Raw genomic sequence first — 12,653 nt, forward strand, 5'->3', positions numbered from 1 at the left:
ACCTGGGCGCAGCGAGCCTCAGCCGCCGAGCGGCGTTCCCGCCTCGTCGAGGTCGATCGGATGCCGCGTCCGCGCGCCCGCGCGCACCGCATCGAGCACCGCCTGGAGCGCCGGCGAGTCCGCCTGGCTGCGGCGATGCACGGCCGCGACCCCGCGCACCGATGCCGGCTGCACCGTCGGAATCGCCACGAGGTCGTCGGGCAGCGGCGAACGCCCGAGCCGCGGCACCAACGCCACGCCGAGCCCCGCGCGGACGAGCTCGAGGTGGTTCTCGAACTCCATGGACTCGTGCACGATGCGCGGCGCGTTCGAGACGCCGTCGAACAGGCGCCGCAGCCACTGCCGGCAGATCGTCGAGTCGAACGTCGCGACCCACTCCTCGTCGGCGAGGTCGGCCGGGGTCAGCTCGGCCCGACCCGCGAGCGGGTGCTCGCGGCGCAGGATCACGTCCGCGACATCCGTGAACAGGGGCGTCTCCACGAGGTGATCGGGCATCGCCAGCGCGACCCCGCCCCACCGGTGCACGATGCCGAGATCGCGCTGGCCCGACGCGACGAGCGCGATCGTCTCCCACGGCTCGCTCTCGCGCATCGGCACCCGAAGCTCCGGATGCTCCGCGCGCAGCCGCGGCAGCACGTCGACGAGCAGGCCCCGCACCGCGGTCGAGAACGCGCCGATGCGCACCTCGCCGGTGATGCGGCGCGCGGCCGCGCCATCCGCCCCCGTCTTGTGGCCCGTGAGGTGCAGGTCGGCCTCGATGCGCTCGAGGTCGGCGAGCACCGTCGCCGACGACGTGACGAGGTGGCGGCCGGCATCCGTCAGCACCACACCGCGCCCCGCCCGCTCGAGCAACGCGACCCGAGTGCCGCGCTCGAGGCGCTTGATCTGCTGCGACACCGCCGACGGCGTGAAGCCGAGCGCGTCGGCCGCCGCCGCGACGCTGCCGTTCGTGGCCACCGCGCGCAGCGCGACCACGGCTTCGAGATCGATCATGCAGTGATGCTACCGATTCATGAGCAGAAATGGTCGCTGGTGTTTCCGGATGCCGCGGGCGAACCTTGATCCATGACGAGACGCGACATGCTGCTGGCGGCCCTCGTGGCGACGATGTGGGGCTTCAACTTCGTCGTCATCGACTGGGGCATGGACGGCATCCCGCCGCTGTTCTTCGTCGCCATCCGGTTCGCGGTCGTCGCCCTCGCCGTGGTCGTCGTGCCGCGCCCGCTCGCGGGCTGGAAGACCGTCGTCGGCGTCGGCCTCTTCATGAGCCTCGGCCAGTTCGCCCTGCTCTACACGTCGATCGCGCTCGGGCTGCAGCCCGGCATCGCCGCGCTGCTGCTGCAGGCGCAGGTCGTGCTCACGATCCTCGTCGCCGCCCTCGCGCTGCGCGAGCGGCCGACGCGCCTGCAGGTCGCGGGCGTGCTGCTCGGCACGGTCGGGCTCGGCGTCGTCGCCCTCGGCCGCGGCGGCGATGCCCCAGCGCTCGCGGTCGTGCTGTGCCTGCTCGCCGCACTCTCGTGGGCGATCGGCAACGTCATCTCGCGGAAGGCCGGGCCGGTCGCACCCGCCCGCCGGCTCGGGGCGCTCTCGCTCACGGTGTGGTCGTCGCTCGTGGTGCCGCTGCCCGCGCTCGGACTGTCGGCGCTCATCGAGGGGCCCGACGCCATCGCCGCCGGCATCGCGGCATTCGGATGGCGCCCGCTGCTCTCGACGCTCTACACCGCCGGGCTCTGCACGCTCGTCGGCTACGCGATCTTCAACGGGCTGCTCGCCCGGAACCGCTCCGCATCGGTCGTGCCGTGGGTCCTGCTCGCGCCGGTCGTCGCGATGGCGTCGGCGGCGGCGCTGCTGGGGCAGGTGCCGAACGTGTGGGAGACGGTCGGTGGGACGGTGCTCGTGGCCGGGGTGTTCGTCGCGAATGCGCCGGGGCGGCGGAAGGCGGCGGCGGCCGAGGCAGCGGAGGCGGAGGCGGCGCCTGCGCCGGAGGCATCCGCTCGGGAACCGATCTCGCCGCGGTCGGGGTGACGGGACGGGTCCGCGTGGTTGCGCCGATCGTCCCGGATGACTCGGATGCCGCGGCATCCGTCCTGCGTCGCACGCTCGCGCGCTAGGTTGATGCCATGGACCCCGGTGAGGTCGGAATCGAGATCACGCCGATCCTCGAGGCCGGCACGCTCGAGCCCGAGTTCGCCGCTCAGCTCGACGCGCTCCTGCGCCGAACCTGCCATCTCGCCAGAGCGCTGACCGGTGCCGAACAGGCCGCGCTCAAGCTCTGGGTCGGCGAGGACGCGTCACAGGCACGGAAGTACTTCAGCCTGAGCGCGAAGTACGCAGCGTTCCGTGACTTCAGGGTCGACCCGAGGGGCCATGGCCTGCACGGCATGAAGATCCCACCCGGAGAGGTCATCCGCCTGACCGACGCCGAGGTGGTGGCGCATCCGCTCTTCACCGGCTTCGGCCCGTTCGCTGCGACCCACCCGCCGATGCGCGGATGGCTCGCCACGAGCGTCTGCGGCGACGACGGTCGCATCTACGGGCTGCTGCAACTGAGCGACAAGAGCGGTGGGCGCGAGTTCGACGAATCCGACGAGGCGAACATCCGCGAACTCGCGGCGCTGATCGGCGAAACGCTCGACGCCCTTCGACTGGCCGCCCAGCGGCCGGCGTAGCCGGCCGCGTCGTCAGGTTCGTCGACGACGCAGCTCCCCTCAGGCTCGCGACCGCGCCCACTCCTCGCCGTCGGCGACCGCGCGACGCAACGCCTCGCCCACCCACTCGCCGCCCCGGTAGAGGTTCTCCTCGCCCAGGTCGGCGAGGATGCCGCTCGCGACGACCTGGTCGAACACACGGCGTTCACTGACCACGAGCTTGAGCGACGAGCCGACGTCGTCGAGGCGGCGGGCGTACCGGCGCAGCACCTCGAGATGGGCCAAGCCGATCTGGTCGGTTCCGCGCAACCGCACGATCACCACCGCGGCACGCGATTCCTGCGTGACGGCGGGCAGTTGGCGCTCGAAGGTCGGGGCGCTGGCGAAGAACAGGCTCCCGTACGGCTGGAGGACGACGACCTCCCCGCCGCCGACCCGGTCGGGCGGGTCGGTCTCGCGCATGCGTCCGTCGTCGGCCACCACGACACGGCGCACCCGCAGGCGGTTCGACTGCTGCGCGACGAAGAGGATGACCCCCAGGCCGACCCCGACGAGCACCGCGTACTGCAGCGGGATCAGCAGCGTCAGCACGAACGTCACCACCATGATCGCGGTCTGGAGCAGCCCGGTCTTCACGACCGACAGCACGCGACTCGGCTTGATCGTCGCGACGCCGATCACGATGAGCAGGCCGGCGAGCGAGGGCATCGCCACGTACGCGACGAGGTCCGACGCGAGCAGCACCACCAACGCCATCACGCCCCCGGCGATGAAGAGCGCCATTCGGCTGCGCGCGCCCGCAGCGACGACGAGCGACGATGCCGACATCGAACCGCCCACCGGCATCCCCCGGAACAGACCGGAGACGATGTTGCCCGCCCCCTGCCCGATGAAGTCGCGCGAGGCATCCGCTCCTTCCCCATCGACGGTCGGGATGCCCGCCGACACGCCCGCGCCCTGCACGAGGCCGACGAACGCGAGCGAAGCGGCCGGGAGCAGCAGGTACGCCACGTCGTCGAGGCTCGGCAGCACCGGCAGCGGAAGGCCGCGCGGCACCTCGACGAGGTCGCGCAGCAGCGTCACGGGCTCGCGCACCCACAGGTTCAGCAGCACCGCGCACACCGAACCCACCACGACCGCGACGACGAGGCCGAGGCTGCCGACCCGCGTGCGCTGCAGGACCACGATGAACAGGATCGTGATGGCGCCGACAACGGCGGCCGAGACGTTCCACTGCGGCAGGTGCAGGAGCGTGTCGAGGGTCTTGGCCAGTCGGTTGGAGCCGGTCGCGTCGTAGCCGGTGAGGTTGCCGAGCTGACCGAGCACGATGTTCACGCCGACGGCCGTGATGAACCCGGTCATCACGGCCGTCGGCACGAAGCTCACGAGGCGTCCGCCACGCAGGAGGCCGGCGACGACCATGATGATCCCGGCCATGACTGCAAGGGTGTAGAGCGCGCGCTCCGGGTCCGCCGTGTTCCCCAGTTCGGCATCGGCGACGACGAGCGACATCGCGCCGGTGGCCTGCACGGCCATGAACGAGCTGCTCGTGAAGGCCGCGGCGCCGACCATCCCGAACAGGTATCCGTAGAGACCGGCGAGCGGGTTCACGCCCGCCAACAGCCCGGAGGCCAGTCCGTCGGGAACGCTCTCGACCCCGAGCACGACGCCGGCGACGGCATCCCTGCCGAGCGTCTTCCGCGAGAAGCGGCCGCGCAGGTCGATCTTCATACGCACCCCTCGTCGGCGACCGGCCCGTCGGCCTCCCTGCTCATCCTTGCGGGCGAGCGCGTCGGCGTCGAGAGATCCGCGTCGCGGATGCGCGACCAGGGTGCGGGAGGTCGACCCGACCTCGCCGTCAGCTCGGCGACCCGTTCGCGAGCCGCTCCCCCAGCCAGGCCCGCGCCCGGGCATGGAACGCGTGCGTCACGTCGGCGGCGCGGGCGATCGACTCGAAACCGTGCGGCGCCCCCGGCACCACGTCGACCGTGCAGTCGACACCCGCATCGCGGAGCGCCGCGGCGTAGGCGAGATCCTCATCGTGGAACAGATCGATGTCGCCGACGCCGATCCACGTCGGCGGCAGCCCGGTGAGTTCGCTCCGCCCGGACAGGTCGGCGCGACGGGCGGGCACGGCGTAGTCGGGCACGACATCGGCGCCCGGAGCGGATTGGAGGTACGACGACCACCCGACGAGGTTGTCGCGGTTGGTCCAGGCGAAGTGCCGCGCCGCATCGAGTTCGCGCCGCGCCGCGGTGCGGTCGTCGAGCATCGGGCAGTACAGCAGTTGTGCGGCGGGCTGCGTCGCCCCCTCGTCGAGCAGGCGCTGCGCCAGCGCGGCCGCGAGCCCGCCGCCGGCGCTCTGCCCGCCGACCGCGACACGGGCCGGGTCGATGCCGCGAGCGGCCGCGGCATCCTGAAGCCAGCGCCACGCCGAAACGCAGTCGTCGAGCGGTGCCGGGAACGGATGCTCCGGGGCGAGCCGGTACTTGACCGAGACGACCACGATGCCGAGTCGCTCCGCGAGCCGTGCGCACCAGCCGTCGTCCTGCGCGGCGGCGCCGATCACGAGGCCGCCGCCGTGGATCCACAGCAGCGCGCCGCGAGCGCCGGAGTCGGGCCCGGCCGACGCAGGCGCGGCGGACCCAGGCGCGAGCGCGACAGTGGGCTTGAACACCCGCACCCCGGTGCCGGGAACACCGAAGTCGACCCGCTCGAACCGCACGCCCTCGGCGGGCTTCGGCGGCGGGATGAGCGCGAGGGCGGCCTGCGCCATCCGTCGCTGCCACGCATGGCGGACCTGCGGGCGGGGGAACCACCGGTAGGCACTCCGCAGGTCCGGGTGCAGGTCGGTGACGCGCATGCGCGCCGGGGCGGGTTTCACGTCATCTGCGCGGGAGCTCGTCATGGTGCCTCCGATTCTGGCGCACGCGAATCCTCCCAGCAGATTCCCGACCACCGAACCCGGTCAGCGATATATCGTTGACATATCGTCGAGACCCGATCAGGGCCCCGCTTCAGGGAGGTCATCATGAGCGATTCAGGTTCGTACGCGGGCGGCGGCTTCGGCAGCGGCTCGGGCAACTGGGGCACGGGCAACTGGGGCGGCGGCAACCCCGGCCAAGGTCTCTGGGAGGCCATGGAGCAGCTGCGCGGCATGTTCGAGCAGAAGGTCGCACCCCGCATGGGCAAGGGCGACGTCCGCGCGGCGGTGCTCGCACTGCTCGCCGAGAAGCCGATGCACGGCTACCAGATCATCACCGAGATCGCCGAGCGCAGCGGCGGCGCATGGAAGCCGAGCGCGGGCTCGGTCTACCCCACGCTGCAGCTGCTCGCCGACGAGGGCCTCATCACCGCGGAGGAGGAGGGCGGCCGCAAGACGTACACGCTCACCGAGGCGGGCAAGGCCGACGCCGAGGCATCCGCCGACCGCGGCACCCCGCCCTGGCCGACCCCGCCCGGCAGCAGCGGCGGCAGCGGCGGCAGCGGCGGCGGACGCGACTGGGGAATGTCGGGCGCGCTGCCCAAGGCCGGCATCGAGCTCGCGCAGGCGGCTGCGCAGGTCGGCCGCTCCGGCACCCCCGACCAGGTGAAGGAAGCGGTCGAGGTGCTCGAGGACGCGCGCCGCAAGCTCTACTCGATCCTCGCCCAGGGCTGACCGAGTGCCCTCGACACGTCGGCATCCGGCAGGCAGGATGCCCGATGTGGGGAACACGCGCGCCCGATACCGGCGGATCCTGCGATTCGCCGCCAGGTACATCATCCAGACCTGGTGGTTCGAGATCGTGCTGCCCCGGTTCGGGCTCGCTCGATTCGCTGCGCGCGGGCGCGCGGCGCGGCTGACGCGCATCGCCGAGCGCTTCCACGTGCTCGCGGTCGACCTCGGCGGGCTCATGATCAAGGTCGGCCAGTACCTCTCCTCCCGCCTCGACGTGCTGCCGCCCGAGATCACCCGCGAGCTCGCCGGGCTGCAGGACGAGGTGCCGCCCGTGCCGTTCGACGACATCCGCCGCCTCGCCGAGGCCGAACTCGGCATGCCACTCGAGCGCGCGTACGCGTCGTTCGACCCGACCCCGGTCGCCGCGGCATCCCTCGGCCAGGCGCACCGCGCCCGCCTCTCCCCCATCGACGCCGCCGACATGGGCTACGACGACGCCGTCGTCAAGGTGCAGCGACCCGGCATCGAGGTGATCGTCGACGTCGACCTCAGGGCGCTGCGGCGCGTCGCCGACTGGCTCAGCCGCGTGCGCTTCGTCGCGAGCCGCGTCGACCTGCCCGGCCTCGTCGAGGAGTTCGCGACCACGAGCCTCGAGGAGATCGACTACGTCAACGAGGCGCAGAACGCCGAGCGCTTCGCCGCGAGCTTCGCCGGCGACCCGCGCGTCGCCGCGCCCGAGGTCGTCTGGGAGCGCACCACCCGCCGCGTGCTCACCCTCGCCGACGTCACCGCCATCAAGATCAACGACCGCGCCGCCCTCATCGCCGCCGGCATCGACCCGAAGGCCGTCGCCGCGCAGTTCGCGACCGTCATGTTCGACCAGCTGTTCCGCGACGGCTACTTCCACGCCGACCCGCACCCGGGGAACATCTTCGTCACGCCCGTCGGCGTGCTGTCGGGTGAGACGGATGCCGCGGCATCCGCTTCGCTGCCTTCGAACGAGACGGATGCCGCGGGGCCGGCGCCCGACGCGGCAGCGCCTGCCTGGAAGCTCACCTTCATCGACTTCGGGATGATGGGCCAGGTGCCCGACGGGCTGCGCAAGGCGCTGCAGCAGCTGATGATCGCGGTCGCCGCGCGCGACGGCAAGCGCCTGGTCGAGGCGTTCCGCAGCGTCGGCTTCCTGCTGCCGACCGCCGAGACCGCGGAGCTCGAGCGCGCGATGACCGAGCTGTTCGCGCGCTTCGGCGGCATGGGCTTCGCCGACCTCGCGCAGGTCGATGAACGCGAGCTGCGGAAGTTCGCGATCGAGTTCGGCGAGGTCATGCGGACGCTGCCGTTCCAGCTGCCCGAGAACTTCCTGCTCATCATCCGCGCCATGTCGCTCACCTCGGGCATGTGCAGCTCCCTCGACCCCGAGTTCAACATCTGGGACGCCGTCGAGCCCTACGCCGCCCAGCTGCTGCGCGACGAGCGCGGCAACATCGTGCAGTCGCTCGGTCGCGAGGCGGTGTCGGTGGTCGGCACCGCGTGGCGGCTGCCGGGCCGGCTCGACAAGGTCGTCGACCGCATCGAGCAGGGCCGGCTCGTCGCGAACTCGCCCCGTATCGAACAGCGGATGACCCGACTCGAGCGCACCGCCGGGCGGATCGTGTCGGCGGTGATCTTCGTGGGGCTGTTCCTGGGCGGCATCCTGCTCAGGGTCGACGAACCGGTCTGGGGCGCGATCCTGCTCTGGGTGTCGGCCCTCCCGCTGCTGCACGCGGTGTTCGCGGGCGCGTTCGGGCGGCGCGGGCCGGGGTGACGGCTTCGAGTGCGACTAGCTGCAGAAATGGTCGAGCGGCGGACCCTCGGTCGTCGAGACGTTGAGGCCGGTCACGCCAGCCGCCTCAGTCCCGTAGAGAATGATGTCTCCGTCCGGAAGGCTCACCCGGTAGTAGAAGTCCCCCTCCGCATAGATCGGCTGCATCGGCGTCACGAGCCCGCCATATGCCTCCTGCACCGCGGCTTCGGAGGATCCCAATCCGATGTCCTCCGCCGTCCGAATCGCAGCCGCCTCCCCGACCGAGTCCGGTGGCGACTTGAGCGACACGATGCTCCAGTACTCTCCGTCCCAGAAGCGGTACGAGAACGTCACCCCGGTTCCGTCGCCGAACTCCAGGACATCCACGCCCTGGCACACGAACTCCCCGGATACCGGAGGGCTTCCCAGGCTCGTTCCGAACTCTGCCGAGGCCTCCTCGAGCGACATCCCCGCACGGTATGGGCCGATCGCACCACCGGTGATCAGCCAAGCCCCGCCGCCGGGAGGGGTCACCGTGATGGTGTAGCCAGTGGGGTCGAGTGCGAGATCGGCCGCAGCGCCGAAGCCGTTCAGCGCAGTCCGCACTCCGCTCGCGAGCCACGAGAGGCCACTCGCGATCTGCGTACCGAGGGCGGTCAGTCCCGCCCGCTCCAGCGCGTCCTCGGCGCAGTCGAGCGTGACCCCCACCGCATCGCTGAAGTACGTCGACGCCTGCGTGGCCGTCTCGATGCTCGCGGTCGCCATCGACGTGAAGCCGGAGAGACAGCCTCCCCAATCGAAGAACTTCTGGATGGCCTCCGTCGTCACGCCGTGCTTGCCCGTCAGTGGCAGGATCATCGCCACGGTCTCGACGGCGTATTGCGCGGCCGTGACGAGATAGCCGCCGACGCTCGGCGTGAGTCGCACCGCTGAGACTCGCTCTGCAGTGACGTCGTACACGGCGTGTCCGCCCGGACCGATCAACTCGACCGTGTTTCCAGACTTCGAGGGCGTCTCCTTGATCAGGTCTGCCAGAAGGTCGACCAGGCTGCCGGTGCCCCCATCTCGGAACTCCATGCCAGGGGTGCTTTCCGCTGCAACGGTGTATCCGCGTCCGTTCACCGCATCGAGCATCGCGCCCGAACTCCCCATGCCGAAGCACCAGTAGACCCGGGAACCCGCATCGCTCTCGACGGCGAAGCCGGCGTCGCGAACCTCGGACTCGGCGTCACAGGAAGGCTGACGACCGGCATCGGAGTAGATGTCGTCCAGTCCCGCACGCATGGAGTCGGCGACATCCTCCCACCAGAGGACGAACCAGTTCGAGAAGTGGGACGTCATCACCACCGCGGCGTCTCCGTCCATGACGACGTCCTCGGCGATCACCACCTCGTCGACGCCGTCCGTCGACGTGACGAGTGGCGCGGGTGCCTCCGGCCGCCGGCCGTCTCGCACGAAACGAAGCTCCGCCTCACCGGTCAGCACGGCCGATCCGCTGAGTTCGATCGTCCAGGATTCGATCGATCCATCTGCAGCGCGAACCGGGTTCGCAGACAGCGTCCCGTCGCCCGTGAAGGAACCGGCTGGCAGGGTGACGGTGACACCTCCGTCTGGTGAGGCGACGGATGCCGTCTGGCCGGCCCTCACCGCCACCGAACCATCGGGCAGCGCCTCAGTCGCGCACCCGCCGAGCGCAAGAGCCAGCACGACGACGATGGCGACCGAAACGAACTTCATCCCATGCCCCCCGTGAGCGAAGTGGCCTTCAATCTAGCGGCCTGCAATCCGTCGGCGACGGCCCGGCGCTCATCGGCGTCACCCCAGTTCTCGGGTCAGAGGATCGGCCCGAGCGGACCGGCGTTGCGGACGAGCGCGCCCCGGGCGAGTATCGCAGCATGGACGCCCGAATCCGCAACGTGTACGACGCCCTCGACTCGTTCGCCGAGCCGTGGCAGCCGCGCCGGCTGGCGAGCGTGAACGACTACGACGTCAAGGTCGTGAAGCTCCTCGGCGAGTTCACCTGGCACTCGCACCCGGACACCGACGAACTGTTCATGGTGATCTCGGGCGACCTCGTCATCCAGCTGCGCGACGGCGACGTCGAGCTCGGCCCGGGCGACGTCTATGTCGTCCCCCGCGGTATCGAGCACTGCCCGAAGGCGGATGGCGAGGTCTCGGCGATCCTCATCGAACCCCAGGGCGTCGTCAACACGGGCGACACCCCGAGCGAGCGCACCGCCGAGCTGCGCGAGCTCGACTGAGCTCGGGATGTCGTGCGTCCGCCGTCAGTTCGGAAGCTCGATCATGTACGAGACGATCTCGGTGATCCTCCCGTCGGCCGCGAAGTCGAAGACGTCGCAGGAGGCCACGATCGACACGCCGCCGTCGGCGTCGGTGTAGCGGGCGAGGGCGTCGACGACCACGCTCTCCTCACCGACGACCGACCGGAACCGCTGGAACTCCGTCGTGACGTCGGCGAGGTCGGCCGACGTGCGCTCGATCGCCTTCGCCACCGCCTTCCGTCCGACCAACGGACCCCCGCCGACGGAGGTCCAGATGACGTCGTCCGCGAGATGCTGCAGGGCGAGGTCGAAGCGATGGCCCGAGAACGCTCGGGCGATCTGCTCGGTGGTGAGGTCGGTCGTGGTCTCCATGCGGCTCGCTCCCCTCGCGCGGCATCCCGCGCCATTGCGGTCTGACGAGATCACCTTCGCCCCGTCGGGGCCGTGCGTCAAGAGATCGTCGGTCGGATGGCGCGGCGACTCGGGTACCTGCGCCGGGGGCAGCTGCTCGCCGAACGCGATCGCCTCGAATTCCGCCCTGACGCGGCAGAATGAGGCTAGTATTAGGTAGATCAAATAATTCGAGGTGATCATGACCGCAGGCACGCTCATCCGCGCTGCTCGGCGCAGCCGAAGGCTGACCCAACAGGCGCTCGGTCGGCGTGCCCAGCTCTCGCAGTCGCACCTCTCGCTCATCGAGCGCGGGCACCAGAACCCGTCGTTCGATGCCGTGGAACGCGCGCTTCGCGCGGCGGGTCACCGCCTCATCTCGGTGCCCACCGTCCGCGACGACGCAGCGGCGATCGCCGCAGACATCCGCTTCGCCGTCGCCGACGGCCGCGACGACCAGGCACTCCGGCGATTCATCCAGCTCAACGACAACCTGAGCGCCGAGCACGGCGCCGCCCGATTCGCGCTCGCGATCTCGCCGCCCGAGTCGACCGGCAGTCGGCAGTGGGATGCCGCGCTCGCAGCCGTCGTCGCCCACCACCTCACCGCCGAGCACCTGCCCGTACCCGATTGGGCGGAGAGTCCCGATCGCCACCTGCGGCGCCCGTGGACCCTCGGCGAGGGTCCCTACACGCTCACCCCGTCGCCCGACCGGGTGCCGCCCGAGTTCGCACGGCGCCGGGTGCTCGTCGACGAAGACACGCTGGCCAGCGCCTGACCCGCTTCGAACGCGACGATCTGGTGCTCGCCCTCCGCCATCTCGTCGCAGCGCTCAGCGACGGTGATGAACGCAGCGGCATCGGCATCGTGGGCGGCGCCGCGCTCGCCCTCCGATACTTCGAGCGCGAGTCGACCGTCGACATCGACGCCCACCTCATCGGCGACCACGACCGCGTCCTGGCGGCCGGCCGTGAGATCGCCGGGGCCAACGGATGGCCCGACGACTGGCTCAACGACCGGGCGGCGGGCTTCATCCCGAACTACGGGCGGCGAGCAACCGAGTGGGAGACGCTGCACGACGACGGTCGGATCGTCATCCAGGTCGCCTCCGCCGACTCGTTGCTCGCGATGAAGCTCCGAGCGAACCGACCGGGCCGCGACGACGGCGACATCGCGAAGCTCATGGTCATCTGCGGCATCGAGACCGTGGACGCCGCGGAGGAGCTGTACGAGGACTTCTACTCCGGAGAGGCGTTGCCGGATCGAGCGGTGCGGATGGTGACGCGGATCCTCGAGATCGGGCTGCCCGGGCGGCCTGAGCAGCCACCGACACCTGAGATCGGCTGAGGCCGAGCTGGGTCGGCTGACTCGGCCGAGCGCCGCGCCGGCGCTCGGCGACCGAGAGTCACGCCCGGTCGCACACGATCGCCGCGGGGAATCTCTGGAGCACCGCGCTGAACGGCGCCCGCGCGAGCCGCGCCGCGCCCGCACCGGGCACGATCCGCGGATGCACGAGCCCGACCTCGCGCCCGCGCCACCGCAGCGAAGCGCCGTCCGCTGCCACGGCGTTCCGCGCCCAGTTCGTCGCGACGCCCCACGGCAGGCCGATCATCACGATCGCGGCATCCGTCGTCGGCACGACCGCGACCGGCGTCTCGTATCGGGTGCCGCTCCGACGCCCCACATGGTGGATGAGCGCCCAGAGCGGCACCCACCGGCGACCCGCGAGGGCGCGCGCGACGGGCGCGGTCGCGCTCACGAGTCGGCGGTTCGGCCCGCGCGCAGCGCGCGACTCGGGGGGTCGGGAGGGAACGGGTGATGGAAGGGTCGTCTCGTTCATGCAAGTGAGACGGATGGCGCGGCGCTGGTGTGACAGCGCGCATGCATTCGAA

General features: G+C 71.1%; 13 protein-coding genes. 7 read left to right on the forward strand and 6 right to left on the reverse strand.

Annotation, left to right across the window (positions count from 1 at the left end):
- Positions 1 to 18 precede the first annotated feature (18 nt).
- The gene (locus tag GJ743_RS03155) at positions 19 to 993 is read right to left on the reverse strand and encodes a LysR family transcriptional regulator (RefSeq protein ID WP_155050492.1); all 975 of its coding nucleotides are present in this window, start codon (positions 991 to 993) and stop codon (positions 19 to 21) included.
- A 72-nt stretch (positions 994 to 1,065) separates the two neighbouring features.
- On the opposite strand from GJ743_RS03155, the gene GJ743_RS03160 reads away from it, so the two are divergent.
- Positions 1,066 to 2,025 (forward strand): EamA family transporter, encoded by a 960-nt coding sequence (locus GJ743_RS03160; protein ID WP_155050493.1) that lies wholly within the window; start codon positions 1,066 to 1,068, stop codon positions 2,023 to 2,025.
- Positions 2,026 to 2,120: 95 nt separating this feature from the next.
- Entirely contained in the window at positions 2,121 to 2,669 is a 549-nt protein-coding gene (locus GJ743_RS03165) for a GAF domain-containing protein (RefSeq protein ID WP_155050494.1), read from the forward strand.
- A 39-nt stretch (positions 2,670 to 2,708) separates the two neighbouring features.
- Here GJ743_RS03165 and GJ743_RS03170 read toward each other — a convergent pair whose 3' ends face one another.
- Together GJ743_RS03170 and GJ743_RS03175 are read right to left on the reverse strand one after the other, a co-directional pair.
- Positions 2,709 to 4,379: a SulP family inorganic anion transporter gene (locus GJ743_RS03170; RefSeq protein WP_155050495.1), complete on the reverse strand. Its 1,671-nt coding sequence runs from the start codon at positions 4,377 to 4,379 to the stop codon at positions 2,709 to 2,711.
- A gap of 127 nt (positions 4,380 to 4,506) precedes the next feature.
- A complete protein-coding gene (locus GJ743_RS03175; protein WP_155050496.1) occupies positions 4,507 to 5,556 on the reverse strand; it encodes an alpha/beta hydrolase in 1,050 nt (349 codons plus the stop codon).
- A 123-nt stretch (positions 5,557 to 5,679) separates the two neighbouring features.
- Between GJ743_RS03175 and GJ743_RS03180 the strand changes: the two genes are divergently transcribed.
- Positions 5,680 to 6,306, forward strand: a complete 627-nt coding sequence (locus GJ743_RS03180) for a PadR family transcriptional regulator (RefSeq protein WP_155050497.1) — start codon at positions 5,680 to 5,682, stop codon at positions 6,304 to 6,306.
- A 37-nt stretch (positions 6,307 to 6,343) separates the two neighbouring features.
- Positions 6,344 to 8,110, forward strand: coding sequence for an ABC1 kinase family protein (locus GJ743_RS03185; protein WP_155050498.1), 1,767 nt, complete (start codon positions 6,344 to 6,346; stop codon positions 8,108 to 8,110).
- A 15-nt stretch (positions 8,111 to 8,125) separates the two neighbouring features.
- Here the strand turns inward: GJ743_RS03185 and GJ743_RS03190 are convergent, their stop codons facing one another.
- The gene (locus tag GJ743_RS03190) at positions 8,126 to 9,826 is read right to left on the reverse strand and encodes a hypothetical protein (RefSeq protein ID WP_155050499.1); all 1,701 of its coding nucleotides are present in this window, start codon (positions 9,824 to 9,826) and stop codon (positions 8,126 to 8,128) included.
- Positions 9,827 to 9,984: 158 nt separating this feature from the next.
- On the opposite strand from GJ743_RS03190, the gene GJ743_RS03195 reads away from it, so the two are divergent.
- Positions 9,985 to 10,350 (forward strand): cupin domain-containing protein, encoded by a 366-nt coding sequence (locus GJ743_RS03195; protein WP_155050500.1) that lies wholly within the window; start codon positions 9,985 to 9,987, stop codon positions 10,348 to 10,350.
- Between the two features lie 24 nt (positions 10,351 to 10,374).
- Here the strand turns inward: GJ743_RS03195 and GJ743_RS19365 are convergent, their stop codons facing one another.
- Positions 10,375 to 10,983, reverse strand: coding sequence for a nuclear transport factor 2 family protein (locus GJ743_RS19365; RefSeq protein WP_230386418.1), 609 nt, complete (start codon positions 10,981 to 10,983; stop codon positions 10,375 to 10,377).
- Here GJ743_RS19365 and GJ743_RS03205 point away from each other — a divergent pair.
- Both GJ743_RS03205 and GJ743_RS03210 read left to right on the forward strand, forming a co-directional pair.
- Complete coding sequence (locus GJ743_RS03205; RefSeq protein WP_155050501.1) at positions 10,964 to 11,539, forward strand: helix-turn-helix domain-containing protein; 576 nt, start codon at positions 10,964 to 10,966, stop codon at positions 11,537 to 11,539. The genes GJ743_RS19365 and GJ743_RS03205 overlap by 20 nt on opposite strands.
- Before the next feature lie 23 nt (positions 11,540 to 11,562).
- Positions 11,563 to 12,108 carry a DUF6036 family nucleotidyltransferase gene (locus tag GJ743_RS03210; RefSeq protein WP_155050502.1) on the forward strand — a complete coding sequence of 182 codons (546 nt, stop codon included), beginning with the start codon at positions 11,563 to 11,565 and terminating at the stop codon, positions 12,106 to 12,108.
- A 58-nt stretch (positions 12,109 to 12,166) separates the two neighbouring features.
- Here GJ743_RS03210 and GJ743_RS03215 read toward each other — a convergent pair whose 3' ends face one another.
- Entirely contained in the window at positions 12,167 to 12,520 is a 354-nt protein-coding gene (locus GJ743_RS03215) for a nitroreductase family deazaflavin-dependent oxidoreductase (protein ID WP_196216898.1), read from the reverse strand.
- Between the last annotated feature and the right edge of the window lie 133 nt (positions 12,521 to 12,653).

This window comes from Agromyces bracchium (assembly GCF_009709675.1).
In the GTDB taxonomy this organism is placed as follows: Bacteria; Actinomycetota; Actinomycetes; order Actinomycetales; family Microbacteriaceae; genus Agromyces; species Agromyces bracchium.